This window comes from Ignavibacteriales bacterium (assembly GCA_020635255.1).
Taxonomy (GTDB): Bacteria; Bacteroidota; Ignavibacteria; order Tepidaquicellales; family Tepidaquicellaceae; genus JAEYVS01.
The window spans coordinates 1,529,780-1,555,114 of sequence record JACKAC010000001.1; the positions used below are offsets into that span (position 1 = coordinate 1,529,780).

Here is a 25,335-nt window from a genome sequence, read left to right on the forward strand (position 1 = left end):
GTTATGAACTCAGGACTTGAAAAAACCAATCACACGTCTTTTATGTATTATGACAGCGACTACCCGTCAACTATTTTTCCGGGGTATCAAGAAAATCTTGATGGGATACTCGAAACTCAGGGATTAAAATATGACCTGGAAAAATATGCAGAGCTGGCAAAAAAAGCCAGTGGGGACGTGCTCGAGTTATGCTGTGGAACAGGAAGGGTTGCATTAGCATTATTATCAACAGGATTTAATGTGACTGCGGTAGACTTTTGCGAGGAATTCCTAATTCAATTCAAGAAAAAACTCGGAGAAATGCCCGAGCTACCGGGTAAAACAAATATTGTTTTACAGGATGTAACTAACCTAGATCTGGATAATAAAGATCACGGTTTAACAATAATGGCATTTAATAGTCTTCTCTGCATCACGGATTTTGAAAGTCAGCTTCTTGCCCTTAAAAAAGCATCCGAACATATGGTAAAAGGTGGAATCCTTGCACTTGATCTAATGAACCCTCTGAATCTAAATTTTAAAGGGGATCCCCAGGCGGTTCCTTTTTTTACAAGAAGGAATCCATATAATGGAAATACCTATACAAGGTTTGCAGCAGTAGGACCAATGTCAGAAAAGCAGGTTCAAAAGTTATATGGATGGTATGACGAAACGGATAAGACCGGAAACTTAAAAAGAAACTATTATGAAATGCATTGGAGACCTGTTTTCAGATATGAAATCGAGCTTATGCTAGAAAAGACGGGATTTAAGCTCACGAATATCTATGGAGGGCACCGAAATGAAAAGTTCGAACCCTCAAGCAAAAAAATGTTTATCGAGGCAATAAAGATCTAGTAGTGGAATCTTAAACCGCAACCGTCTCCACTTCGACCCCATTCTTTAAGGTCTGGTAGACGACGCAGTAGCGTTCAGTGAGCTCTATAAGTTTGTCGAGTTTTTCTTTTTCTTCATCGCAATCTATATCGAAATACATTCTAATTTTTTTGAAACCGACGGGGACATCTTTGGTTACAGCGAGTGTTCCTCTGAAATCAAGATCACCCTCAGCCCGTATCTCCGCTTTGCGGTATTGTATTCCCATAGCCAGCGATACGGCTTTGAAGGTTACACCTGCACACGCTACGAGCGCATCGAGAAGCATGTCACCGGAACATGCCTCACTGCCGTCACCTCCGGCTGCGGGATGGAGCCCGGATATTATTTTACCCGAAAAAGTTTCAACAGAACAGTTCACATCGTCAGGACTAATATCTCCTGAAGAATGATGAACTACGAGGGCTGATGCAGGATCTTGCTTATATTTTTCCTTGAGGGGCGCCTGATTAGCGCGGAGTTCTTCTTTTGTCATTATTCACCTATTTTTTACAAAAATTATGCAATTCTTCTGATAATAAAAATTTATTTGCTATTACATAAAATTTGATTTTTAAATGGATTTTTAGCATTTTTGCTAAGCATTTCCCAGCTTCAATATTTAAAAAACAGCTAAAACAATCTTACTTAACCAAACCAAATCATAATGAAATTTTTCAAGATCGCAGGGATAGTTCTTGGAGTACTGTTCTTGATAATAGTAGGAGTTTACGCATACATTATGACACAATTTCCTAAGGTAGACCCGGCACCCGACCTGGTAATAAATTCTACTCCGGAAATGATAGAGAGAGGAAAATATCTTGCTACGACGATGTACAGCTGTATCGACTGTCATTCTCAGCGTGACCCGGGTAAATTCATGATGCCTCTTATTCCCGGTACGGAAGGAATGGGCGGAATGGACATGGGCGAAGGCGCCGGGTTTGTTCCCGCAAGAAACATTACACAGGATAAAGAGACAGGTATAGGCAACTGGACTGACGGGGAGATATTCCGCGCAATAACCGTCGGTGTGGATAAGAACGGAGATCCACTGGCTCCAATGATGCCATATGGCTTATTCAGAGAACTGGACAGCACCGATCTTATTTCTATTATTGCATACATAAAAACTTTGAAACCGATCCACAACGAAGTGCCTGCTAAAAATCTTAACTTCCCTCTTAACCTGATCTTCAGGACGATACAGGGTCCGGCGGAATTAAAACCGAAGCCCGATCCCAATGATAAGATCGCTATGGGGCAATTTCTAGCAACACCATGCGTTTTCTGTCATACGCCGTCAGACCAGGGAGTGATGTTTCAAGACAGCCTGGTTGGAGGCGGTGTTCCGTTTACGCTTCCTAACGGAGGTTATGTATGGACAGCCAATATAACGCCGGACAATGAAACAGGAATCGGCAGTTGGACAAAGGAAATGTTCATTAAGAGATTCAAGGACGCAACCGATCCAAACACACATGTCGCGGTTAAAAATGAAGATTTCAACACAGTGATGCCGTGGACATTTTACGGTCAGATGACGGAAGAAGACCTGGGTCTGATCTATGATTATTTACGAACGGTAAAACCCATAAAACGGCAAATTGTAAAATATACACCGCCGACAAAATACTAATAGCTCAATCAATTTTAATCCTCCTTCGGGAGGATTTTTTTTAGTGTTCTACTGATGCGAGTTACTATGCAAATATCATTTAATCTATCGCATAGATTCGCTATTTTGTTAATATTTAGTCACAAAAATCGTTAAATGTCAAAAATTGCATTTGTATTTCCAGGACAGGGTTCACAGCAGGTCGGGATGGGTAAAGACCTTTTTGATAACAATGACACCGCACGGGAATTATATTTAAAAGCAGACGAGATATCCGGACTGCCATTAAGTGAAATTTCTTTTAACGGTCCTGCAGATATATTAAAGGAAACACAGTACACACAGCCGGCACTGTTCGTTAATTCCTATATACTGACACAGCTGATCGGCGATAAGATAAAAGCAGATTATTCCGCGGGTCATTCACTGGGTGAATATACGTCATTCGCTTATGGCGGGGCGTTCGATTTCGAGACAGGAGTAAAGCTCGTAACACGACGCGGTGAGCTGATGAAAGATGCCGGTGATAAGCAAAAAGGAACGATGGCGGCGCTAATAGGGCTGACATATGAGCAGGTCTATGAGATCTGTGACAAAGCCGAGAAAGCTACAAACGGTAAGGTGTGTGATGCGGCGAATTTTAACTGTCCGGGACAGATAGTAATATCGGGCGACGTGGAGGCGGTTCATAAGGGGATGGAAATAGCCAAAGGCGAACCGTATAATTGCAGGCTGGCAAAGGAGCTTCCCGTGAGCGGGGCATTTCACTCAAGGCTCATGGTGCCGATAGCGGACGAGCTGAGAATCTCAATCGAAGGCGCAGGAATAAATGACAGCAAAGTGGCAGTATTTTCCAATGTAGAAGCGGAACCGGTAACGGCTAAAGCCGGAATAGAGCAGTGTCTCTACAGGCAACTATACTCCCCCGTTAAGTGGGAGGATTCGATACGAAACATGGTGAATGAAGGTGTAAGCAAATTTTATGAGATAGGTTCGGGGAAAGTGCTGACGGGACTTATTAAAAAGATACATCCGGATGCTGAGCTGTTTAATATTTCAACATTAGAAGACATACAGAACTTATAAATCAAACAACATTATGTCAGAGTTTAAAGATAAAGTAGTAATCGTAACGGGCGGTTCAAGAGGTATAGGTAAATCCATCGCGGAATTATTTAACGAGGAAGGCGCAAAGGTAACCGTTACCTACAAAAACAAGATAGACGCGGACCACTTCGACAAGCTGGGCATAAAACATGCGCAGTGCGACGTGGCGGACCTGAAAGCAGTGACAGATTTCATCGACAGCGTGATAAAGGAACACGGGCAGATAGACGTACTGGTAAATAATGCCGGCGTCACAAAGGACGGTCTGCTGATGAGGATGAGCGAAGATGATTGGGATCTGGTGATCGATACGAATTTGAAGGGGGTGTTTAATTTAACGAAGGCGGTATCGCGCCACATGATGTCAAAAAGACAGGGAAAAATAATCAATATGACGTCGATAGTCGGTATTATCGGGAATGCCGGGCAGGCTAATTACTGCGCCTCAAAAGCCGGTGTTATCGGATTTACAAAGGCAACGGCGAAGGAATTTGCATCCAGGAACATCAATATTAACGCGGTTGCGCCTGGATTTATAGAAACAGAAATGACGCAGGAGCTTTCTGATGAGGTAAAGCAGAACTATCTGAACTCCATCCCGATGAAAAGAATGGCAAAATCGGATGAAGTAGCAAGGCTGGTGAAATTCCTGGCTTCAGACGACGCAGGATATATAACAGGACAGGTGATACAAATAGACGGCGGACTGGCAATGTAGTTCATTTATTAATCTTCAACGTTCACATAATATGAATAAAATAATTTCTATAGTTTTTCTTTTTGTGATAGCATTAATGGTATTCGGGTGTGAAAGCAAGCCAAAGGATATGTTCGTAAACAAGGTCTTCGTCCATGAAGAAGGAGGACAAAAGCAGATAGTAGGATTTTATGATGACAAGATGATATTCAAATGGGATGATACGCTTGGTGTGGAGTACCATGAATCTCAATATAACATTAACCCGGTGAACGATTCGACATTTAACATAGAGGTAAAGGATAAGACACCCTATATGGAGAACAATACGTGGCAGATAGTTATGTCTAAGGATGGAGTTAGCTTCACGTCGGCAGATTCAAAAAAGAGATACGTGCTATCACAAGGCGAGTAGTAATCAATAACAGAGTTTTGGGAAAAGAAATAAAACAGCGCAAGCAAGAGTTTAAGACAGATTCGGAGATAAGTCTCCCCGCCTACCTTAGTAAACCGGACGGCGATCCCCCGCCCAATCCCGGAGATTATCCGTACACACGAGGCGTTCATGAAACCATGTACCGTTCACGGCTGTGGACGATGAGACAATACGCAGGCTTTGGCACGGCAGAGGAATCCAACCGGAGATATAAATACTTAATAGCGAACGGGACGACAGGGCTGTCGGTAGCATTCGATCTGCCGACTCAGATAGGATATGACAGCGATGATCCGATGGCTGAAGGCGAAGTAGGAAAAGTAGGCGTGGCAATAGATTCGCTCGAGGATATGGAGACATTATTCGAGGGAATTAAGCTACAGGACGTTACGACATCTATGACTATAAATGCCACGGCTTCATTATTACTGCTAATGTACGTAGCTATTGCAAAGAAACAGAACGCCGACCTTTCAAAGATCTCCGGCACGGTACAGAACGATATACTAAAGGAATACATAGCGCGCGGTACATATATTTATCCTCCGAAACATTCGCTGAGACTGATAACTGATCTATTTTCATGGTGCGGTGAGAACCTGCCCATGTGGAATACAATCTCAATAAGCGGTTACCATATACGGGAAGCCGGTTCGAGCGCGGCGCAGGAAGTTGCATTTACGCTTTCTGACGGGATAGAATACGTGAGAGCGGCAATCAGGTCGGGGCTGGACGTGGATGAGTTCGCCGGGCGATTGTCATTCTTTTTTAATGCACATAATAATTTTCTGGAGGAAATAGCTAAATTCAGGGCGGCGCGCAGGATATGGGCAAAGATAATGAAAGAGAAATTCGACGCTAAGAATGAGAACAGCATGAAGTTGAGATTTCATGCCCAAACAGGCGGTTCAACGCTCTCCAATCACCAGATAGAAAACAACGTAGTGAGAGTAACGGTACAGGCATTGGCGGCAGTGCTTGGAGGCGCGCAGTCGCTTCACACAAATGGTAAGGATGAAGCACTTTCGCTTCCTACCGAGGAAGCCGTGCAAACCGCACTCAGAACACAGCAGATACTTGCCTATGAAAGCGGTGTGGCTGATACGGTAGATCCTATGGGCGGATCGTATTTTATCGAATATATGACGAACCAGATGGAAGAAAAGGTCTGGGAATACATTAATAAGATAGAAGATATGGGGGGGTCGCTCAAGGCTATCGAAGCGAATTACCAGAAATCACAGATAGAGAATAATGCCTATAATTTCCAAAAAGCCGTAGAAGAAGGAAAAGAAATCATTGTGGGAGTTAACAAATTTGCTTCCGATATCGATGAGGAGATCGAGATACTTCATATAGACGAAACCGCAAGGAAGACGCAGACAGAGAAGTTGAGAAAATTAAGAGAGAAGAGAGATAACACCAAAGTAAAGGAATCCCTGGGTAAGATCAGAGAAACTGCACAAACGGAAGAGAACCTACTTCCCTACCTGCTAAATGCAATCGAATCGTACGCTACAATCGGCGAAATCTCCAATACTCTTCGCAGTGTCTGGGGAGAATACAAGTAGTCAAATCATAAAAGTGAAAGATCAGAATAAAATAGTTTGGATAACCGGAACCACTGCCGGTATAGGAAAAGCACTCGCAGTGGAGTTTGCCAATGCAGGGCATACCGTGATATGTTCAGCACGTAGAAAAGGAAAGCTAATACAGGAGGTGAAAGCGATAGAAAAAAGCGGTGGGACGGCAATAGCGATGCACTGTGACGTTTCTAAGGAGGCGGACGTCTCTAGAACGGTCAAAAACATAATCAAGAAATACGGAAGGATAGATGCCCTGATAAATAATGCCGGAGTGACGGAATTTAAACTATTTACCGAATCTACAGTAAAGGATTTTGATAATATAATCGGAGTTAATTTAAGAGGAGCATTCCTATGTATGAAGGCGGTATTGCCCGGAATGATCAAAAAGAAAGACGGTCAGATTATCAATATACTTTCAGTGGCGGCTATAACAACATTTGAATACAGTTCAATCTACGCCGCATCTAAAGCGGGACTTAAAGCAATGTCCGAGGGAATAAGAAAGGAGATCAGGAAGTATAATATTAAAGTTACTAACATAATGCCAGGAGCAACAATAAGTCCAATGTGGGATAAGGATTTTGCTGAAAGAAATAAGAAAAGGATGATGAAAGCGGAAGATATTGCAAGGCTCACCTTGGATGCCTTCAATCAACCAAAATCTTTGGTGACTGAAGACATCGTAGTGAGACCAATTAAAGGAGACGTATGACTAAACTACACTCTGTTATATAGATATAAGAACTTAAACTCTTCTATTTAATGAACGGCTTTAAAAAGCGCCGTTTACTTCAAAAACCAGTCTTTCAATCAATCAATAGTATAACCTTTAACACTAAAGATAGTGTTGCATTCTCCGGTCAAAGAAATTATAAAGAACACCGGAAAGTAAAACAAAAGTTCTCATTTTGTGAAGTCCTACTAAGGAGATTCAATTTATAAGTTTTAAATTTAAAAGTCTATATACAGATGCGGTACAGGAAGGAAATTATGAAAATTTTACATAAGTATTTATGGAAATATTACAAACTGAACGTATCATACTAATAATAATTAGCAACTTAATGAGGAAGATTAAAGTATTAATCTAAGTTGAAATTTTTTTCAGACAATAAGCTTTTACTTGAAGTATTTGGATTATTTTATTAACTATACATGATTATAGCATTATTGCTGTTTAATTAATGAATTACTTCCTTTGCATATACCCTCGTGAAGGTGTAGCAGAATTCACAGAGACGAACGCAGTATGGTCTATGTGATCGATAAGACTCATCAGTTCTTTCTGTCTTCTGCGGAGTGTGAGTACCATGAGTATAGATACATTACCAGAGCTTCCTTCACCGGGAAGTTTAGTAACACCAAAATTCTTCTTACGAAGAAGCTCAGCTATCTCTCCTGCCTTCTTTAGTGAGACAATATATGTTTGTATAAATCCTATGCCGATCCTTTTTTCTATGACAATTCCAAGCATATTACCTATGGCAAAACCGGAAGCATATCCGAGGATATTCCAGGGATTATTCAGATGCTGAACTACATAGCTAATGGCAATGACCCAAACTGTTGATTCCACAAAACCTATTGCACCGGATGGACCAACCCTGCCCTGCATTATCATAAGTGTCCTGACCGTAGCCAGTGAAACATCTATTATCCTGAGGCACATTATGAACAATGCGCCTAAAATTATCTCTGCCATTTTATTATTTTTTACCTGTTTCCAGTATATTATTCTTATATTGACGCAAAGAGTAATTTTGCGTAACTTCACAATTAAGAGGGGGAAGGTTTATTGAATAAAACCTTTTGTTCACTAAAACCTTCGTAACATGTCACTTATAAAATGTCCAACCTGTACAGCAGAGATATCATACAACTATGATATCTGCCCAAACTGTGGCGCTACAGTGTATGACTTCGAACCGGAAACCGGTTCCGAAGAAAATTACAACAACGACTTCAAAGATTACGTCTCCACAACAAAGAAAGCAAAGTGGTATCACGCGGCAATATTATTTTTAGCTGTGCTGGCAATGTTCCTTGGTGTGCTGTGGGGTTTCGATGACGTATTAAGAACCAAAGCGTTAAATTCCGCCCCGGAAGAATCATATATATTATTTGCAGCGGGGCTTGGCTTATTCGTAGTAACAAAAGTAGTAATTCATTCGGATAAGCGACGCGAAGACTTTTTTTAAAGAACATTTTTAAGGGCTTTTACCAGAAATTCATTCTCCGATCGAATACCGATCGTAACGCGTATACACGTCGGTAATCCGAACGGTTTCAATGGGCGTATGATCACCCCTTGCTCCAGTAACTCCTCATTCAGTGTAAGCACATCTGCCTCCAGCCCCATATCGATCAGGATAAAATTAGCATAAGAAGGAAACCATTTTAATCCGAGCGCAGTGAACTCCTTCGTAAGATACTCATACCCGGTACTATTTATTTCGCGGGTTTTAGCAAGAAATTCCGTATCTTCCAGTGAAGCAAGTGCTCCTGCCTGCGCAACATTACCAGGCTCAAAGGGAAGTTTCACTTTCATTATTATTTCAACGAGGTCTCTGTGAGCGAGCGCATACCCTACCCTTATGCCGGCTATACCGTATGCTTTTGAAAATGTACGTAATGTAATGATATTATCCAGCCGGTAATCCATCGAATCCGGATACCCCTCTCGCCCAAATGCATATTCATAATACGCTTCATCAAGAAGCACAAGAATATCTTCAGGTACCTTCTTAATAAATACATCAAATTCTTCTTTCGTAAAGATAGTACCTGTCGGGTTATTGGGATTGCACAGGTAAATCATTTTTGTCTTTGGTGTAATCGCATTGGCTATTGCATCGAGGTCGAATTTATACGTGTCATGGGGCATAGGGACGTAGTGGCATTTATTTGCTCTGCCACGTACCAACACTTGGAAGCCGATGAACGTGGCTTCCGATGAGATGATCTCATCACCGGGCGTTAAGAATGCCCTCATAATAACAGCCATTATACCTTCGCTACCATTCCCGACAGCAACATTATCAATCTCTACGTTAAACCTTTCTGCAATCTCGGTACGCAGGGCAATCGCGCCAATATCGGGATAGCGGTGGACATTTGCGAATGCATCCTGCATCGCTTTAAGGGCTTTGGGTGAAGGACCGAGCGGGTTTTCGTTAGACGCAAGCTTATGGATAGTATCAAGATGATACTCTTTTTTTATCTCTTCAATAGAGCGTCCGGGAACATACGGTTTAAGCTCGCGAATATAATCGGGTACTTTGATCATGACATAGATTTGGTAAAATATATAATTTATAAAAAGGATTTTAAGGTATAAATGGAAAAAGCCGGGAGATGGTTTTATTGGAAAAAGGTAAGATTCCCCAAATAAGTAAATTGTTTATAAAATGAGAAATATATAATTTTTGGAAATCAAGCAAACTAAGCTTCACAATAAATGTCCGAATTAGACAGTTCAGCAGAATCAGCCCGAAAAATCAAAACATACGACCAGCGCCAATGGATAAAGGAAAATCTTTCTTACAAGAAAGATACCGGTAGCAAAGCATGGATATTACACAGGATCACCGGAGTCGCGCTTATTGGTTATCTGTTTCTACATATATATTCAATCAGCCCGCTAACACAGGGAAGAGTCGCATTCGATGAACATATAAAGGTATATACAACGCCGTTTTTTATGGTAATGGAATGGTTCTTATTTGCATTCGTACTTTTTCACTCATTAAACGGGATAAGAATAGTACTTGTTGATTGGGCAGACGGAGCCAGGTATCACAGGCAGTTATACTGGATATCATGGGTAGCCGGGATAATATTATTTTTTGCCATGGGAGCATTGATGTTTTCCTATGAATTAAAGCAATTATTTTAAATACAAAACCATAAATGTATAAATACAAAGGTACAAAAGATTCGGGCGGAAGAAGCTGGCTGATGCAGAGGGTTACCGGTCTTGCACTGGTGGTATTAATGGTAGGACACTACGTACTGATGCATTACACCCCGGAATCGGGTCATACATATGACGCGGTACTAGGTAGAATGCAGTATTCATGGTACAGAATAATAGATATTGTATTTGTAACTCTAGCAATGTATCACGGACTTAACGGAATATGGGGTATATTCAGGGATTATAACTTAAAACCATGGCAAAGTTATGCTATAGTATCCGCTTTGATAGTATTCGGGGCGGCATTTGTTGCATGGGGATATGTAATAATTTTTTCAATTCCCTACGTCAATACAGGTGTTGCAATTGTTGGTCCTTAATGTAAGTTATTGATTAATCCGACATGGAAAATTAGTATTTTCGCTAGTTTTTTTTATATATAAAAACTCAAAAAAAAATTAAATTAGTATTCCATATTTTGAAAATTATCAATATATTGCAATAATTTAATTTTAATTTTATTTAAAAATTAACCTTTATACATACCAAACCTATCCACAAATTCTTAAAAACTTAAGGAGTCAAAATGGAAAAATTGCAGCAAATCAGAGAAATTCTTGATGGAATGCAAAAAGATATTGAAAAATTCTATGACAAGGGGCAAAACGCCGCCGGTACCAGAATTCGTAAAGAATTAAACAATATCAGAAAATTGGCAGCCGAAATGCGAAAAGAGATTCAGGACGTAAGAAACAGCAGAAAGGGTTAATGAATTAGTATACGTACGGGGTAACAGAAATTTAAAGTGGATTCTAAGATATGTTCTACTGTATTTTAGAATCCACTTTTTTATTTTTTATCAGTATCTTAGTTATTAATAATTTTTGATACGATTTGGAAAAGTCGAAAATACGCAATTTTTGCATAATAGCTCATATTGATCACGGTAAATCCACCCTAGCCGACAGGTTACTGGAAAAAACTCACACAATAGATAAACGCAATATGTATGCCCAGGTGCTCGATGATATGGACCTGGAGCAGGAAAGGGGCATTACAATAAAGCTTCACGCCATCCAGATGAATTATAAGGCAAAGGATGGTGAAGAATACACATTAAATCTAATAGATACACCCGGACACGTAGATTTTTCATATGAAGTATCGAGATCACTCGCGGCATGTGAAGGAGCGATATTGGTCGTCGATTCTACACAAGGAGTTGAGGCACAGACAATAAGCAACCTTTACCTTGCAATAGAGAACGGTCTTGAAATAATTCCTGTCTTGAATAAGATAGACCTTCCGAGCTCAATGGCTGAGGAAGTAAAACAGCAGGTACTAGAGCTAATAGGAGGCAAAGAGGAAGATATTATTCTCGCGAGCGCTAAAGCAGATATCGGTACCGAGGATATTCTCGAAGCTATTATCGAAAGGATACCACCTGCAGAGACCGAGAAGGATAAGCCCTTAAAGGCACTTATATTCGATTCGATGTTCGATACTTACAGAGGGGTGGTAGCATATATAAGGATAGTGGAAGGAACACTGAAACAAGGTGACAAGATCTCCTTTTACTTTAACAATAAGTCTTTTGAAGCGGAAGAAGTCGGTGTTCTGAAGATGGGCAGACAGAAAAGAGATAAACTGGAAGCAGGAAATGTTGGTTACCTGATCGCTGGGATGAAGGATGTGAATGATTGTAAGGTCGGTGATACGATATATCTCAGTTCATCGCCAATAGATAAACCTCTGCCGGGTTACAGAGAGGTAAAGCCTATGGTCTTCAGCGGTATATACCCTTCGGTATCAGAGGATTTCGAGGAATTGCGTGACGCATTGGCAAAGCTTAAACTAAATGACGCGGCTCTGTCATATGAGCCGGAGAGCTCGGTAGCGCTTGGATTCGGGTTTAGATGCGGATTCTTAGGAATGCTTCACATGGAGATAGTCCAGGAAAGACTGGAAAGAGAATATGACCTAACTATAGTAACTACTGTTCCTAACGTAGAATACAAAGTTTATAAAACTAATGGTGAACTGGTCATAGTAGATAACCCAGCTCAGATGCCGGACAGAGCGAGCATAGATAGAATCGAAGAACCGTACATTAAAGCTCAGATCATCACGCCAACCGAGTATATCGGTAACCTGATGAAGCTTGCTACGGATAGAAGAGGGATATACAAAACGACGCACTACATTGATACTAAAAGAGTAGATCTGCAATTTGAGTTTCCCCTATCGGAAATAATATTCGACTTTTATGACAAGCTGAAATCAACATCACGCGGATACGCTTCATTTGATTACGAACTGCTTGATTACAGAGAATCGGATCTTGTAAAACTTGACATACTTCTTAACGGTGATGCAGTAGATGCACTATCAACGATCGTTCATAAAGATAACGCTTTCGAGTGGGGCAGAAAACTTTGCAAGAAGCTAAAAGAACTGATTCCAAAACAGATGTTCGAAGTGGCAATACAAGCTTCTATAGGTTCAAAAGTAATCGCACGTGAAACTATCAGTGCAATGAGAAAGAACGTTACATCCAAGTGTTACGGTGGTGACATAACAAGGAAGAAGAAATTGCTTGAGAAACAAAAAGAGGGAAAGAAGCGTATGAAGCAAGTGGGAAGTGTTGAAGTTCCACAGGAAGCATTTCTAGCTGTACTCTCACTCGAAAAGTAAGGATGAATAATTAACTAAAACGGACAAACTTTAATAACAGAAAATTAATTACATTTACAAAAGAATTTCATTATAATAGATAAAATTGAGATTTGACAACACCAACGAAGAAAGTAATAAGAAACAAGAATATACCGACAAATAGTAAGGGTAAAACAGACATTAATAGTAGCTCTAAAGACTCAAAGAACGGAAAGAAAAAGAACAGGACAAAGGAATTTACCGATGCGCTTATTTACGCGGCAATAGTTGCATTTTTTATAAAGGTTTTCTTTTTTGAAGCATACAGGATACCTACCGGTTCGATGGAAAACACTTTACTTGTCGGAGACTTTTTGATCGTAACAAAGTTTACATACGGTTCGACAACACCGCGCAATATCCCTTTTACAGACGTACGGCTTCCATTTGTCAAACTCCCCGGCTTTAAAGATCCTAAGGCTGGTGACGTAGTAGTATTCGACTACCCCGGAGACAGGGATGTTCTTCAGTCGCCGGTGGTATTAAATTACATAAAAAGATGTGTTGGTACACCGGGCGACACAATACAGGTTATCAATAAACAGTTATACCGGAATGGTGAGATGGTCCCCGATGCACCTAACGGACAAAGATTTAATTCAACAAAAGCACCCGGCGAAGTCGAACCGGACATCTTCCCAAAAGGAAGCGGATGGAATAAAGATAATTACGGACCGCTCTATATACCCAAAGAGGGTGACAAGGTATCAATCGATGCACGGAATTACGAACAATGGAAAGTCTTTGTAGAAAGAGAAGGGCATGATATCAGGCTGGATGGAGAAAGTATTGTTGTAGATGGTGCTCCCCTCCCCAATGGAGAATACACCGTCGAAAGGAATTATTATTTTATGATGGGTGATAATCGAGATAACTCGGCCGACAGCAGGTATTGGGGCTTTGTAGCCGACGATGATATTGTTGGACAAGCGCTTCTAATATACTGGTCATGGGATCCCAGCATAGGATTTGATGAGTTTTTCGAGCTGATGGGCTCCGTCAGATGGGACAGGATCGGAATGCTCATCCACTGACAATTTAGAAATTTAAATGTCAGGAATTTATATTCACATACCATTTTGCCACAAGAGGTGCGTATATTGCGACTTCTTTCTTGTGACCAATCCAAATCTTATAGCGAAATTCATAAAAGCACTCTACCAAGAGATAGAGATATCAGCGCACGCATATAAGGATTCGACATTTGATACGATATATTTCGGAGGAGGTACTCCTTCAGCTTTATCGCCTCAGCAGATCATAGACATAATAAAAGCGGTAAAGAAGAATTTTACCGTAACGGAAGATGTGGAAATAACGATCGAAGCTAATCCGGAAGATCTGAACAGCACTAACATACATGAATACAGAAACGCCAGTGTGAACAGGCTGAGCCTTGGAGTACAGTCATTTAACGACACCGAACTAAAGTTTTTAACTCGAGAGCATACAGCAGAGGATGCAGTGGAGGTAGTAGAAGAAGTTAAGAAGAGCTTCGATAATTATTCGATAGATATCATATACTCCCTCCCGCAACAAACAACCAAAGATATTAACTATTCACTGCAAAAAGCCATCGGGCTTGGGGTTCCCCACATATCTGCGTACGCACTCACATTCGAGAAAAGGACAGTGCTCCATAAGCAAATGGAGAAAGGAATAGCTAAGCAGAATAGTGAAGAAACGGAGTCGGAGATGTATATATTCGTTTCAGATACGCTAAGCAATGCAGGATATAAGCATTACGAAATATCAAGCTTCACAAAGCCGGGCTACGAATCCCGACACAACGGCAAATACTGGGTACTAAAAAACTACCTGGGACTGGGACCTTCATCACACTCTTTCTTCAATGGGAAGAGATGGAACAACGTAAAAAGCATCGAGGAATATTCGACAATACTCGGTGAGGACAAACTTCCGAAAGAGAATGAAGCTAAACCGGATAAAGATGAACTGCTCTTTGAATATGTTATGACATCGCTAAGAAGCGGTGGTATAGAGTTAAAAAAATTTAGCGAGTTGTCGGGAAATGATTTCCATGAGACAAAAAAAGAAGCTGTAAAAATATTAGTTGATAGTAAATTCGCTGAAATAAATGATGAAAGATTTGCACTAACCCGAAAGGGTTTCAGCATTGCCGATGAAATTATCGCAAAGTATTTTTGAGAAAGTAAAATAGCTCAATATTTAAGAGCAAAAATGTTATTTTGTATAAATTTAATACCAAAGCATGCGGACAATTCTACTCGTAGAAGATGAACCTATAAATATGAAGCTTATGACCAGGATACTGGAAAAGCATGACATGAACGTAGTAGCTGCTCACAACGGAAATGACGCTTTAAAAGCATATACAGAAAGAGATGATATAGACGTTATCCTGATGGACGTGCAGATGCCCATAATGGACGGATTTGAAACTACAAGACTGATAAGAGAAACAGACAAATACCAGGAGAAGAAAACCAAGATAATCGCTTTGACAGCATTTGCTTATGAAACAGATAGAGAGAAATGCTTACAAGCAGGAATGGATGATTTTATTTCGAAGCCGATCGATATGAAGCTCCTTATAAACAAGATCTCCAACTGATCAGAGAGTAGTAAGAAGGAACTGAGCTAACGTCAAAAAAATAGTCACACCAATCACATCCTGGAACGCAGTCGCAAAAGGTCCGGATGAAACCGCAGGATCAAATCCAAATTTCTTAGACAGCATGGGTATAGCCGTACCGGCAAAACCAGCTATATTTATTGAAGTAAACATAGATATACCAACTGTAAAGCCGAACTTCAGATTTTGTGGTGAGGAACTCATTAGATAACCTATAATCCCTACAAGCACGCCTATTACTAAGCCTATTATTAAGTTGGTTTTTATCTGCCTAAAAAAAGGCACCCACCATTGAGCAAGTGTAATGTAGCCCGTATCCAGAGCCCGAACAACTATAGCGGCTGATTGGAGACCGGAATTACCCGAGATAGCATTAATAATGGGCATGAAGGCGGCAAGGAGAATAATCTCACCAAGCATTTTATCATGCGCTTTTATTACGATCACAGCGATCATTTCGACACCGAGAGCTATCATGAGCCATGGAAGACGCATACGCGCGATTTGCAGTGATGATTTCTTTTCAAGTTCCTCTGCATCAGTACCCGTCATTTTCGCAACGTCTTCGGTATATTCTTCTTCCACAACATCCATAACGTCATCAATCGTGATCCTGCCAATGACTCTTTCATCTGAATCTACAACCGGGACAGAAACAAGGTCATAGTTCATAAATATCTTTGCTACCTCTTCCTGGTCCATATTTGCATCGACAGAGATAACATCAGGGTTCATAACCTCCGACATCTTCTGATTAGGATCTTTCATCGAAATGATAAGCCGTCTCAGAGAGATAATGCCTTTTAGGTGGTTATGGTCATCGACAATCCACATATTGTAGAATTGGTCAATCTCATCACCTTTTTCCTGAATTACCTTAATTGTTTCGGAGACGGAATCATTCTCATGGGCAACGATAAACTCCTTTGCCATGATACCGCCGGCAGTATTTTCATCGTATTTAAGGAGTTCCCGTAGTTCGTCGGAGTCTTCTTTGCCGACTGTATCGAGGCTTTGTAAGACCTTGTGCTGTTCATCTTCATCCAGATCGGCGACAAGATCAGCGGCATCATCGGAATCCATCTCTACGAGCAGATTTGAGAGTTTTCCTTCACTGAGATTCTCGAGAATAGCATCCCTGCGTTCATCACCAAGTTCGAGGATAATTTCTCCGGCGGTCTCCTGTGATAGTAATGAAAATAGGTAGATTGCGTCATTATCATCACGCAGAGTGTCGATTAGCACCGCTATGTCATAATCATACAGGTCAGCAAGAATATTACGGAGAAGTGCATCGGAGCGGGATTCTATCAGGCTCTCTATCTCGGAAAGGAGTTCCTTATCAATTTTGAGATGGGATTTATTTTTGGATTCGCTTGCCACAATATCAAAAGTTTAAAAATTCATCAAAAGGAACGAATCAAAATATTCATTCCGAAATGCATAATCAATCAACTAATTTCCGTTAAAAAGCGTTCTCGATATGATTTATTTCGGTATTCTCTCCCGTCAGGATAATTGAGACAACATCCAACCGCAGGTCGTGGGTGTTATACATTTCGTGCTCGGTGGTAAAGCCCATTGCGGCTTTTCTAATCTGATCCATTTTCAGAGGAGTTACAGCCTCCTCGGGTTCGCCAAACCGTTTATTAGTGCGGGTTTTCACCTCTATGAAGAGGAGCAGTTTATTTGTTTTATCTTCAAAAACCAGGTCGATCTCAGCGCGGTCGTAACGGTAATTTTCCTTAACAAAGGTAAGCCCCTTTTTAAGAAGAAAGTTTTTCGCTATTAACTCACCCCGTTTGCCGAGACGGTTTTTGTACATGCAGTCACTCATCGAAGTCCAACTTATAATTATATTCAAATATGCGGCGACAAAAACTTGCACGGTGTATTTCGCAAAGACCATGCTCCCTGATATTTTCGATATGTTCCTTTGTGGCGTATCCTTTGTGGCTGGAGAAATTATAAAGCGGGTGAACTTCGTGCAGGTCCTTCATTATCCTGTCCCGGGTAACTTTTGCTATGATGGACGCACAGGAAATAGCAAATATCTTTGAGTCGCCCTTTACAACGGTTTCATAGTTAAATGTCTTCTCGCGTTCGTTATCGAGACGGAAGTAGTTGCCGTCAATATAAATCTTGTCAGGTTTCTTACTGAGGCGATCGAGGGATTCCTCCATTGCTTTCATTGTTGCTCGGAGGATATTTATCTCGTCTATTACACTATTCCCGACAATACTGACAGAATAAGAGACACATTTGTCGAGGATCTGGCCAAAAAGATCCTCCCTTTCTTCTTCAGTAAGGAGTTTAGAGTCGGCAACTCCCTCGATAAAACAGCCTTTATCCAGAATGACAGCTGAGGCAACAACGGGTCCGGCTAGTGGTCCCCTTCCAGCCTCATCTATACCGCAGATGAGCATATTGATAGATATTTTATGGAAAATATTGTAAATTATGGACTTTTTAAATACATAAGTTAAGAAAAATCGGGATTTTTTATGCAATTGGTGAGGTCCAACTTCCTTGAAAAAAAACATTAGTATTTGTATTTTCACAGACTAAACTGTATTGTAATTATTACGTCCATTTGCTATGTTTGATGATTTGTCTTATAAGCTCGAGAGTGTACTGAAGAAGGTTCGCGGGCAAGGAAAAATTTCTGAAAAAAATATTGATGAGTCCCTCCGGGAAATAAGGAGGGTGTTTTTTGATGCCGATGTAAATTATAAAGTTGTAAGTTCTTTCATAAAAGACGTCAAAGAGCGGTCATTAGGAACGGAGGTGCTTAACAGCATAACACCGGGTCAGCTTATTGTAAAAATAATAAACGACGAGCTGATAAAGCTGATGGGTTCAGAGAAGGCGGATATAAACTTCTCTAACGACATCCCATCAGTTATTCTCATTGTAGGTCTGCAAGGTTCTGGTAAGACGACGTTTTCGGCTAAACTGGCAAAGTATATCAAGTCGAAGGGACGAAATCCCATACTAGCGGCATGCGACGTTTACAGACCTGCGGCTATCGACCAGTTAAAAATCCTCGGCAAGCAGATAGAGGTTCCGGTATTCTCGATAGATGGCGAGAAAGATACCCTTAAAATCGTCAAGGATGCAATTACTGAAGCCAGGAAGAATGCTAAGGACACTCTGATAATCGATACTGCAGGACGCCTTGCGATAGACGAAGAGATGATGAACGAGGTCAAAAAGATAAAAGACTTCGTTAATCCGGCTGAAACACTGTTTGTGGTAGATGCAATGACGGGACAGGATGCCGTTAATACTGCTAAAGCATTCAATGACAAGCTGGAATTTGATGGTGTGGTTCTGACAAAGATGGACGGTGATACCAGAGGTGGTGCGGCTCTTTCGATCAGGGCGGTGGTAAATAAGCCGATAAAGTTCGTGGGTGTAGGCGAAAAACTTGACGCGCTGGAGATGTTCCACCCGGACAGGATGGCATCGAGGATACTCGGCAAAGGTGATATAGTATCATTAGTCGAGAAGGCACAGACTGAATTTGACACGACAGAGGCTCAGAAGCTCGAAGAAAAGCTCAGAAAGAACAGGTTCGATTACAATGATTTTCTTGCTCAGATCAAGCAAATCAAGAAAATGGGATCTGTATCGAGTTTAGCCTCGATGATACCGGGAGTAGGAAACGCACTGAAAGGCAAAGAGATAGATGAAAAGGTATTTACAAAGGTGGAGGCGATAATACTATCAATGACGCTCGAGGAGAGAGAAAAGCCGAATTTGCTTAACGGATCGAGAAGAAGAAGGATAGCAAACGGAAGCGGAACAACGATACAGGACGTAAACAGGATAATAAAGCAGTTCACTGATATGCAGAAGATGATGAAGAAGTTTAACAGCGGAAAGATGAAGAATATGCTGAAGCAGATGAATTTACCGGGAAATTTAGCGAATCAATTAAAATAGATATAATAATAATAAAACAAAATAAACTTAAACAAGGAGCACTAAAAGTAATTTGGTTAAATTAAGATTAAAACGAGCCGGGAGAAAAAAGCATCCTATCTACAAGATAGTTGCTGCTGACCAAAGGTCACCCAGAGACGGCAGGTTCATAGAGCAAGTTGGTTATTACGACCCAAATCAAAACCCAATGCAGATAACACTGCAGGAAGACAGGGTGATGTACTGGTTAAAAACCGGGGCACAACCGACAGATACGGTAAGAAGTCTTTTCAAAAGAGAAGGAATACTGTATAAATGGAATCTGGAAAAAAGAGGTAAGAGCGAAGACGAGATACAATCCGAGCTGGATAAGTTCAAAGAAAGAAATGCTGATAAGCACGTTAGAGAGACCGAGAAAAAGATAAAACGAAAAGAAACAAAAGCCAAGCAGGAAGCAGAGGCGAAAAAACAAGCTGAGGCTCCTAAAGAAGAGCCGGCTAAAGAAGAAGCAGAAGTAAAAGCGGAAGAAACTGCCGTTGCCGAGCCGGAAGTTAAAGAAGAAGTCAAAGAAGAAGCTCCTGAGGTGAAAGAGGAAGTTAAAGAGGAAACTCCTGAAGTTAAAGAAGAAGTAAAAGAAGAGACGCCGGAAATAAAAGATGAAGCAAAGGAAGAGCCGAAGGAAGAAGTAAAAGAAGAAGAGTCTAAGGAAGAAGAGCCGAAGGAATAGGTATTGCCCTGAATCGGAGTTGGGTTTTAGCTTGAGTAAGAGTTGTTTAACTGGTAACAGTATAAAATCTTAATCATTCTTTAATCATCCCAACCAGGAGGAACTGGCATGAAAGAATTTATTGAATTTATTGCAAAGCATCTAGTTGACAAGCCCGAAGCAGTCCGTGTTGAGGAAACAGAAGAGAACAACAAGATCAATTTTAAGTTATTTGTAGATGACCCCGAGACCGGCAAGGTGATCGGGAAATCAGGAAAGACGGCAAAGGCGTTAAGGACATTACTTACCGCAATAGCCGCGAAGGAGGGTAAACGTGCTTTCCTTGAAATTCCGGATAAAATAAATAAGCAAGGCGACGGCGGACAATCAAATGACGAGGCAGGAGAATAATTAATTAGTTGAAACCTCCAAATTTTGAAGATGAGATAGTTATCGGGAAGATTGCCCGTAGCTTTGGAGTAAAAGGTTATTTAAAGGTGATCCCATTGACGGATTTTCCGGACCGGTACAAAAACCTCAAGAGTGTTCATTTGTATTCGGAAACACGAAAAGCGTTTTTTGACAATAGTGGTATTTACGAGTTTGACGTGGAGGAATCACAAGTAACACCTGATCTGATCAAGCTGAAACTAAAAGGAATCGACAGTAAAACTCAGTCAGATCTATTGCGAAATAACCTCGTGACAATACCGCTTGATAAGAGAGTAAAGCGAAATAAAGGTGAGTTCTATTATTACGAACTCATTGATTGCGATGTATACGATGATGGAAATTTGATAGGAAAAGTAATTATGATAGAAAATTTTGGCGGAGACGATCTTTTAAAGATAAAGCTTGAAGAAAAAGGAACTGATGTTTATATCCCCTACCGGGACGAATTTATTAAAAAGATTGACAAGAGTAAGAAGAGAATAGACGTAAAGCTGATAGAGGGTTTAATCGAATAGTATGAGATTTGACATAATAAGCGCAAACCCGAAAATACTCGAAAGTTCTTTAACAAATGGATTGATATCCAGAGCCGTAAAAAAGGGGCTCGCTGAAGTAAAAATGCACCATCTCCGCGATTACGCGGAAGGTTCATACCGCCAGATAGACGATATTCCGTATGGCGGAGGGACGGGAATGGTTTTAAAGCCTGAGCCGTTCTTTAAGTGCATAAAAGAATTAACATCTGAGAGAAAATATGACTCGGTGATACACTTCAGCCCCCAGGGAGATTTATTCAACCAGAAGTCCGCGAACAAATTTTCGCTTAAAGAAAATTACATTTTGTTATGCGGACATTACAAAGGGATCGATCAGAGAGTGATAGATGCCTTTGTAACAGAAGAGGTCTCCATCGGAGAGTATGTGATCTCCTGCGGAGATATAGCGGCTCTTGTGTTCATGGATGCAGTGCTCAGATTAGTTCCGGGGGTACTCGGAGACGGTGAATCCGCGATAACGGACACATTCCAGGTTGAAACCGAGGAAGGTGAAGCAGGATTCGATTACCCGCAGTATACCAGACCGGAGGAGTATGAAGGATACAAAGTACCGGATGTATTATTGAGCGGGAACCATGCAAAAATAGATGAGTGGAGAGAACAAAAAGCATCCGAAAGTTTTAATAAACACAAAGAAAAAAATAAAAAATAAAATATATTTTATACACATGCGACCGGCTAAAGCGACATGGTATAGAAAGGAGAAAAAACAATGGATAAAATTAATTTAGTATCGGCGGCTCAGATGAGGGATGATATTCCCCGTTTTCATCCCGGGGATACAGTTGCAGTTTCCGTAAAAGTAGTAGAAGGTAATAAGGAAAGATTACAGGAATTTAAAGGTATCGTAATGGGTATCAAAGGTTCAGGCATAAACAGGACCTTTAGGGTAAGAAAAATATCTAACGGCGTCGGCGTCGAAAGGATATTCCCCATCAACTCACCTAAGATCGATAAGATCGACATCGTTAAACAAGGAAGTGTACGAAGAGCTAAGCTATATTACCTGAGGAAATTAACCGGTAAGGCGGCCACGAAGATCAAAGAAAAGAAAAGAGCCGATCTGAAAGAAGTGATCAAACCGGTAGAGAAGATACAGGAACCCAAGGTAGAAGAGGAATTAGTTACAGAAGAAAACACAAACGAATAAAAGTAATTTAAGGTAAATTATAGATCCGTCTCTGAAATCCGGAGACGGGTTTTTTATTTTTAATAACATGCTGATAGAAGTCTCAAACGGAGAAATAATTGATAAGCTGACCATTTTAACTATCAAGCTTGCCAATATACAGGAAGAACAGAAACTCGGCAATATCAGGAAGGAATTCGATGTCATGTATAATGCCGCTAAGGAGATAGGAATAGACGAAACCAACGATCTTTACCAGCAAATGCTCGAGATAAACAGCAAACTGTGGGATATAGAAGACAAAATACGAGACTGTGAAAGCAGGAAAGACTTCGGCGAAGAATTTGTTAAACTGGCAAGAAGTGTATATATCACAAATGATGAGAGAAGCAGAATTAAGCGGGAAATAAATCTCCAGACAGGATCGTCTCTGATAGAAGAGAAAAGTTATAAAGGATACTAAAAAGGCTCCCTAAGGAGCCTTTTTTATTGCTATACTTTTATTTGTTTTCATTTGTATCATCCTTTTTCTCTTCCTTTGCATACTTATCGACCATTTTATCACCCCATTTAGTAACCGATGTGAGAAGCGCGAGAATAGTGGACACAATAGTAACGACTATAATAATTATCCATATCGCGAGTTCCACGCTTATTACTCCTTATAGGTTCCTCAATTTGAATAAATTCAGATCACGGTATACTCTTACTTTTTTGGCACTGGAAATTGACTCTATCCTCTTCTCTGCTATTTCTCTTGAAGCCATGTGAGTAGGAATATCCTGATCTTTAGCGATCTGAATGATGTTTGACATTATATCGTAAATACCTGCAGTCTGTTTCAATGCCCTGTCACGGTTATACCCTTCGAGTTCATTATATACATTAATGAGACCGCCTGAATTGATAACATAATCCGGCGCATATAAAATACCCATTTCTTTAAGCATCGCACCATGTTTATCTTCATTCTTAAGCTGGTTATTCGCCGCACCTGCAACAATTTTAACCTTGAGCTGAGGGATAGTATCGTCATTTAAAACTGCCCCCAAAGCCGCTGGAGAAAAAATATCAGCTTCATATGAATAAACATCATCGACCGGAATGATCGTTGCGCCAAAATCATCGACTAGTGGTTTTAACTTTTCTTCATAAATATCACTCACGAAAAGTTTTGCGCCTTCTTTGTTAAGATATTCGCATAAATGTCTTCCAACATTACCACCGGCTCCCTGTATAACAACCTTCTTATCTTCCAGCAAATCTGATCCGTAAACCTCTTTTGCACAGGCTTTCATGCCTACATATGTACCGTAAGCGGTCACCGGTGAAGGATCACCACTTCCGCCCAACTCTTGAGGTATTCCTGTTACGTTACGTGTCTCCATCATCACATATTCCATATCCTTAACATTTGTACCAACATCCTCAGCTGTGATATATCTGCCGGATAAACCTTCAACAAATCTTCCAAAAGCTCTAAAAAGTGCTTCAGACTTCTGGGTTCTAGGATCGCCGATTATAACGGCTTTTCCCCCACCGAGATTAAGCCCTGCAACAGAGGCTTTATAGGTCATACCCTTAGATAATCTTAAAACATCTACAAGTGCTTCATCTCCATTTGCATAAGTCCACATCCTGCATCCTCCTAAGGCAGGTCCTAACGTAGTATTGTGTATTCCAATAATGGCTTTTAAGCCGGATTCTTTATGAGAACAAAATACTACCTGTTCGTGTCCCAGATCTTCAATCATTTCAAAAATCGGAAACATATTTTTTTCCATAAATGTGAATTTATATATTTATATTAATTATTTAAAATCTCCAGTCCGGTGAAAAGCTCAGGATTGAGAGCTTTCCTGATGTAAATAAAAACATCATCGACTGATATGTGTGCCATGCATTGAGGTGCTTGGCATCCATATTCATGTCCCAGGTATAAGCAGGGACTGCAAAACTTATCACTTTGTATTAGAACGGAATTTTTACTGTAAGAGCCCCATTTAACAGGATTAGTCGGTCCATGCAGACCCATTGTCTTTGTTCCAACGCATGATGCTATGTGTAACATTCCGGTATTACTGCATACGATCAGCTTAACCTTTTTTACGATCGCAACAACATTGTCAAGAGTATATTTGCCGGCAGTATTGATCACATTGTCTTTGATCCCGGCGGCAATTATGTTACATCTTTCTACTTCAAGAGGAGATCCTGTTATAAGTATTCTAATATTAGGATCGTAAGCAACAAGTCTTTTACCAAGATCTATGTATCTTTCGTCAGCCCATTCTCTCGGCTTGCCATTCTCACCGCAACCTGGGTGAAGACAAATTACCGTTTTATCATCGAGGTCATTTTCCCGCCAGAAATCATTTGCGAACTTCTCGTCATCGGGAGTAAGAAAATACTCTAACTGTTTATCTTCTTCCTTAATATCAATACCCAAAGGAGCAAGCAAGTCAAGAAAATTTTCCAGTTCGTGCTTATTTCTCTGGTGCGGAACTACCCTATCGTATACGAAATGTTTAAATTGACCCTTAGTTCTAAATCCAACGGAGCAATCACTCTTTACAAAGGCGGCTGTTATGGCGTTGATCCTTTCCCACTGCCCGGCATCTATCAGGATATCGTATTTCTCTTTTCGGAGATCACTGATAAATTTTACAAACCGCAAAGGATTTTTGAGAAAAGAATGAACGTCACAATTAACTATCTTATCTACGTATGGTATCTTTTTTATTACCGAGTAATTGATGGGCGAACAAACGAAGGTAAGCTCAGCATCCGGAAATCTTTTTTTCAGCGTTCTAAGGGTTGGTATCAGTAGTATTGAATCACCTATTGCGGCAAGCTTAACAAATAGTATCTTTTTGATATTTTCGATCGGGAGCCTTTTCTTCCTTTTAAAGAAAAGAGCAAGAAAGATGACAATCGGAATGCCTATATACCTATCAAAGAACCTGAATATCGCCCTGCGTCTCATAACCAAAAATGATATAACCTTTGA

General features: G+C 40.5%; 31 protein-coding genes. 22 read left to right on the top strand and 9 right to left on the bottom strand.

Features of this window, described 5'->3' with window-relative positions:
- Positions 1-3: 3 nt before the first annotated feature.
- Positions 4-837, top strand: a complete 834-nt coding sequence (locus H6614_06900) for a class I SAM-dependent methyltransferase (protein ID MCB9243384.1) — start codon at positions 4-6, stop codon at positions 835-837.
- Between the two features lie 10 nt (positions 838-847).
- On the opposite strand, the gene H6614_06905 is transcribed toward H6614_06900, so the two are convergent.
- Positions 848-1,351: an OsmC family protein gene (locus H6614_06905; protein MCB9243385.1), complete on the bottom strand. Its 504-nt coding sequence runs from the start codon at positions 1,349-1,351 to the stop codon at positions 848-850.
- A gap of 171 nt (positions 1,352-1,522) precedes the next feature.
- Here H6614_06905 and H6614_06910 point away from each other — a divergent pair, with 171 nt between their 5' ends.
- The 6 genes from H6614_06910 (at position 1,523) to H6614_06935 (ending at position 7,017) form a co-directional block, all read left to right on the top strand.
- Entirely contained in the window at positions 1,523-2,497 is a 975-nt protein-coding gene (locus H6614_06910) for a cytochrome C (protein MCB9243386.1), read from the top strand.
- Between the two features lie 135 nt (positions 2,498-2,632).
- On the top strand, positions 2,633-3,562 hold the full coding sequence (gene fabD / locus H6614_06915; protein MCB9243387.1) for an ACP S-malonyltransferase: 930 nt from the start codon (positions 2,633-2,635) through the stop codon (positions 3,560-3,562).
- Positions 3,563-3,575: 13 nt separating this feature from the next.
- Complete coding sequence (fabG, locus tag H6614_06920; protein MCB9243388.1) at positions 3,576-4,301, top strand: 3-oxoacyl-[acyl-carrier-protein] reductase; 726 nt, start codon at positions 3,576-3,578, stop codon at positions 4,299-4,301.
- Between the two features lie 31 nt (positions 4,302-4,332).
- Positions 4,333-4,695, top strand: a complete 363-nt coding sequence (locus H6614_06925; GenBank protein ID MCB9243389.1) for a hypothetical protein — start codon at positions 4,333-4,335, stop codon at positions 4,693-4,695.
- Positions 4,671-6,287 (top strand): methylmalonyl-CoA mutase, encoded by a 1,617-nt coding sequence (locus H6614_06930; GenBank protein ID MCB9243390.1) that lies wholly within the window; start codon positions 4,671-4,673, stop codon positions 6,285-6,287. Before H6614_06925 ends, H6614_06930 begins: the two co-directional genes overlap by 25 nt.
- Positions 6,288-6,300: 13 nt before the next feature.
- The gene (locus tag H6614_06935; protein ID MCB9243391.1) at positions 6,301-7,017 is read left to right on the top strand and encodes an SDR family oxidoreductase; all 717 of its coding nucleotides are present in this window, start codon (positions 6,301-6,303) and stop codon (positions 7,015-7,017) included.
- A gap of 477 nt (positions 7,018-7,494) precedes the next feature.
- Here the strand turns inward: H6614_06935 and H6614_06940 are convergent, their stop codons facing one another.
- Positions 7,495-8,007, bottom strand: a complete 513-nt coding sequence (locus tag H6614_06940) for a DUF2179 domain-containing protein (GenBank protein ID MCB9243392.1) — start codon at positions 8,005-8,007, stop codon at positions 7,495-7,497.
- A 130-nt stretch (positions 8,008-8,137) separates the two neighbouring features.
- Between H6614_06940 and H6614_06945 the strand changes: the two genes are divergently transcribed.
- Positions 8,138-8,503 carry a hypothetical protein gene (locus H6614_06945; protein MCB9243393.1) on the top strand — a complete coding sequence of 122 codons (366 nt, stop codon included), beginning with the start codon at positions 8,138-8,140 and terminating at the stop codon, positions 8,501-8,503.
- On the opposite strand, the gene H6614_06950 is transcribed toward H6614_06945, so the two are convergent.
- Complete coding sequence (locus H6614_06950) at positions 8,500-9,591, bottom strand: histidinol-phosphate transaminase (protein ID MCB9243394.1); 1,092 nt, start codon at positions 9,589-9,591, stop codon at positions 8,500-8,502. The genes H6614_06945 and H6614_06950 overlap by 4 nt on opposite strands.
- 171 nt (positions 9,592-9,762) lie before the next feature.
- Between H6614_06950 and sdhC the strand changes: the two genes are divergently transcribed.
- The 7 genes from sdhC (at position 9,763) to H6614_06985 (ending at position 15,532) form a co-directional block, all read left to right on the top strand.
- Positions 9,763-10,200, top strand: coding sequence for a succinate dehydrogenase, cytochrome b556 subunit (gene sdhC, locus H6614_06955; GenBank protein MCB9243395.1), 438 nt, complete (start codon positions 9,763-9,765; stop codon positions 10,198-10,200).
- 14 nt (positions 10,201-10,214) lie between these two features.
- On the top strand, positions 10,215-10,601 hold the full coding sequence (sdhD, locus tag H6614_06960) for a succinate dehydrogenase, hydrophobic membrane anchor protein (protein ID MCB9243396.1): 387 nt from the start codon (positions 10,215-10,217) through the stop codon (positions 10,599-10,601).
- Positions 10,602-10,807: 206 nt separating this feature from the next.
- The gene (locus tag H6614_06965; GenBank protein ID MCB9243397.1) at positions 10,808-10,990 is read left to right on the top strand and encodes a histone H1; all 183 of its coding nucleotides are present in this window, start codon (positions 10,808-10,810) and stop codon (positions 10,988-10,990) included.
- Positions 10,991-11,115: 125 nt separating this feature from the next.
- Positions 11,116-12,915 (top strand): elongation factor 4, encoded by a 1,800-nt coding sequence (gene lepA / locus H6614_06970; protein ID MCB9243398.1) that lies wholly within the window; start codon positions 11,116-11,118, stop codon positions 12,913-12,915.
- A gap of 161 nt (positions 12,916-13,076) precedes the next feature.
- Positions 13,077-13,970: a signal peptidase I gene (lepB, locus tag H6614_06975; protein MCB9243399.1), complete on the top strand. Its 894-nt coding sequence runs from the start codon at positions 13,077-13,079 to the stop codon at positions 13,968-13,970.
- Between the two features lie 16 nt (positions 13,971-13,986).
- The gene (gene hemW / locus H6614_06980) at positions 13,987-15,105 is read left to right on the top strand and encodes a radical SAM family heme chaperone HemW (protein MCB9243400.1); all 1,119 of its coding nucleotides are present in this window, start codon (positions 13,987-13,989) and stop codon (positions 15,103-15,105) included.
- A gap of 64 nt (positions 15,106-15,169) precedes the next feature.
- Positions 15,170-15,532, top strand: a complete 363-nt coding sequence (locus H6614_06985; GenBank protein MCB9243401.1) for a response regulator — start codon at positions 15,170-15,172, stop codon at positions 15,530-15,532.
- Here the strand turns inward: H6614_06985 and mgtE are convergent, their stop codons facing one another.
- The 3 genes from mgtE to H6614_07000 form a co-directional block, all read right to left on the bottom strand.
- Positions 15,533-16,936: a magnesium transporter gene (mgtE, locus tag H6614_06990; GenBank protein ID MCB9243402.1), complete on the bottom strand. Its 1,404-nt coding sequence runs from the start codon at positions 16,934-16,936 to the stop codon at positions 15,533-15,535. It lies immediately after the preceding gene.
- Between the two features lie 82 nt (positions 16,937-17,018).
- The gene (locus H6614_06995; protein MCB9243403.1) at positions 17,019-17,378 is read right to left on the bottom strand and encodes a YraN family protein; all 360 of its coding nucleotides are present in this window, start codon (positions 17,376-17,378) and stop codon (positions 17,019-17,021) included.
- Positions 17,379-17,382: 4 nt separating this feature from the next.
- The gene (locus H6614_07000) at positions 17,383-17,979 is read right to left on the bottom strand and encodes a ribonuclease HII (GenBank protein ID MCB9243404.1); all 597 of its coding nucleotides are present in this window, start codon (positions 17,977-17,979) and stop codon (positions 17,383-17,385) included.
- A gap of 172 nt (positions 17,980-18,151) precedes the next feature.
- Between H6614_07000 and ffh the strand changes: the two genes are divergently transcribed.
- From ffh to H6614_07035, 7 genes are all read left to right on the top strand, one after another.
- The gene (gene ffh, locus H6614_07005) at positions 18,152-19,501 is read left to right on the top strand and encodes a signal recognition particle protein (GenBank protein MCB9243405.1); all 1,350 of its coding nucleotides are present in this window, start codon (positions 18,152-18,154) and stop codon (positions 19,499-19,501) included.
- Positions 19,502-19,553: 52 nt separating this feature from the next.
- Positions 19,554-20,207 (top strand): 30S ribosomal protein S16, encoded by a 654-nt coding sequence (gene rpsP, locus H6614_07010; GenBank protein ID MCB9243406.1) that lies wholly within the window; start codon positions 19,554-19,556, stop codon positions 20,205-20,207.
- Between the two features lie 108 nt (positions 20,208-20,315).
- Positions 20,316-20,597 (top strand): KH domain-containing protein, encoded by a 282-nt coding sequence (locus tag H6614_07015; GenBank protein ID MCB9243407.1) that lies wholly within the window; start codon positions 20,316-20,318, stop codon positions 20,595-20,597.
- 8 nt (positions 20,598-20,605) lie between these two features.
- A complete protein-coding gene (gene rimM, locus H6614_07020) occupies positions 20,606-21,154 on the top strand; it encodes a 16S rRNA processing protein RimM (protein ID MCB9243408.1) in 549 nt (182 codons plus the stop codon).
- A 1-nt stretch (position 21,155) separates the two neighbouring features.
- Entirely contained in the window at positions 21,156-21,848 is a 693-nt protein-coding gene (trmD, locus tag H6614_07025; GenBank protein MCB9243409.1) for a tRNA (guanosine(37)-N1)-methyltransferase TrmD, read from the top strand.
- A gap of 60 nt (positions 21,849-21,908) precedes the next feature.
- Positions 21,909-22,346, top strand: a complete 438-nt coding sequence (gene rplS / locus H6614_07030) for a 50S ribosomal protein L19 (GenBank protein ID MCB9243410.1) — start codon at positions 21,909-21,911, stop codon at positions 22,344-22,346.
- Positions 22,347-22,413: 67 nt separating this feature from the next.
- Complete coding sequence (locus tag H6614_07035) at positions 22,414-22,788, top strand: hypothetical protein (protein MCB9243411.1); 375 nt, start codon at positions 22,414-22,416, stop codon at positions 22,786-22,788.
- Positions 22,789-22,825: 37 nt separating this feature from the next.
- Here H6614_07035 and H6614_07040 read toward each other — a convergent pair whose 3' ends face one another.
- The 3 genes from H6614_07040 to H6614_07050 are packed head-to-tail and all read right to left on the bottom strand — an operon-like array spanning position 22,826 to position 25,311.
- Positions 22,826-22,975 carry a hypothetical protein gene (locus H6614_07040; protein MCB9243412.1) on the bottom strand — a complete coding sequence of 50 codons (150 nt, stop codon included), beginning with the start codon at positions 22,973-22,975 and terminating at the stop codon, positions 22,826-22,828.
- 12 nt (positions 22,976-22,987) lie between these two features.
- Positions 22,988-24,097: a Glu/Leu/Phe/Val dehydrogenase gene (locus H6614_07045; protein MCB9243413.1), complete on the bottom strand. Its 1,110-nt coding sequence runs from the start codon at positions 24,095-24,097 to the stop codon at positions 22,988-22,990.
- A 35-nt stretch (positions 24,098-24,132) separates the two neighbouring features.
- On the bottom strand, positions 24,133-25,311 hold the full coding sequence (locus tag H6614_07050; GenBank protein MCB9243414.1) for a glycosyltransferase family 9 protein: 1,179 nt from the start codon (positions 25,309-25,311) through the stop codon (positions 24,133-24,135).
- Between the last annotated feature and the right edge of the window lie 24 nt (positions 25,312-25,335).

Coding starts and splice junctions, on each gene's coding strand:
- H6614_06900 (MCB9243384.1), top strand. CDS start 4: ATGAACTCAGGACTTGAAAAAACCAATCACACGTCTTTTATGTATTAT.
- H6614_06905 (MCB9243385.1), bottom strand. CDS start 1,351: ATGACAAAAGAAGAACTCCGCGCTAATCAGGCGCCCCTCAAGGAAAAA.
- H6614_06910 (MCB9243386.1), top strand. CDS start 1,523: ATGAAATTTTTCAAGATCGCAGGGATAGTTCTTGGAGTACTGTTCTTG.
- fabD (MCB9243387.1), top strand. CDS start 2,633: ATGTCAAAAATTGCATTTGTATTTCCAGGACAGGGTTCACAGCAGGTC.
- fabG (MCB9243388.1), top strand. CDS start 3,576: ATGTCAGAGTTTAAAGATAAAGTAGTAATCGTAACGGGCGGTTCAAGA.
- H6614_06925 (MCB9243389.1), top strand. CDS start 4,333: ATGAATAAAATAATTTCTATAGTTTTTCTTTTTGTGATAGCATTAATG.
- H6614_06940 (MCB9243392.1), bottom strand. CDS start 8,007: ATGGCAGAGATAATTTTAGGCGCATTGTTCATAATGTGCCTCAGGATA.
- H6614_06945 (MCB9243393.1), top strand. CDS start 8,138: ATGTCACTTATAAAATGTCCAACCTGTACAGCAGAGATATCATACAAC.
- H6614_06950 (MCB9243394.1), bottom strand. CDS start 9,591: ATGATCAAAGTACCCGATTATATTCGCGAGCTTAAACCGTATGTTCCC.
- sdhC (MCB9243395.1), top strand. CDS start 9,763: ATGTCCGAATTAGACAGTTCAGCAGAATCAGCCCGAAAAATCAAAACA.
- sdhD (MCB9243396.1), top strand. CDS start 10,215: ATGTATAAATACAAAGGTACAAAAGATTCGGGCGGAAGAAGCTGGCTG.
- H6614_06965 (MCB9243397.1), top strand. CDS start 10,808: ATGGAAAAATTGCAGCAAATCAGAGAAATTCTTGATGGAATGCAAAAA.
- hemW (MCB9243400.1), top strand. CDS start 13,987: ATGTCAGGAATTTATATTCACATACCATTTTGCCACAAGAGGTGCGTA.
- H6614_06985 (MCB9243401.1), top strand. CDS start 15,170: ATGCGGACAATTCTACTCGTAGAAGATGAACCTATAAATATGAAGCTT.
- H6614_06995 (MCB9243403.1), bottom strand. CDS start 17,378: ATGTACAAAAACCGTCTCGGCAAACGGGGTGAGTTAATAGCGAAAAAC.
- H6614_07000 (MCB9243404.1), bottom strand. CDS start 17,979: ATGCTCATCTGCGGTATAGATGAGGCTGGAAGGGGACCACTAGCCGGA.
- ffh (MCB9243405.1), top strand. CDS start 18,152: ATGTTTGATGATTTGTCTTATAAGCTCGAGAGTGTACTGAAGAAGGTT.
- H6614_07015 (MCB9243407.1), top strand. CDS start 20,316: ATGAAAGAATTTATTGAATTTATTGCAAAGCATCTAGTTGACAAGCCC.
- trmD (MCB9243409.1), top strand. CDS start 21,156: ATGAGATTTGACATAATAAGCGCAAACCCGAAAATACTCGAAAGTTCT.
- rplS (MCB9243410.1), top strand. CDS start 21,909: ATGGATAAAATTAATTTAGTATCGGCGGCTCAGATGAGGGATGATATT.
- H6614_07035 (MCB9243411.1), top strand. CDS start 22,414: ATGCTGATAGAAGTCTCAAACGGAGAAATAATTGATAAGCTGACCATT.
- H6614_07045 (MCB9243413.1), bottom strand. CDS start 24,097: ATGTTTCCGATTTTTGAAATGATTGAAGATCTGGGACACGAACAGGTA.
- H6614_07050 (MCB9243414.1), bottom strand. CDS start 25,311: ATGAGACGCAGGGCGATATTCAGGTTCTTTGATAGGTATATAGGCATT.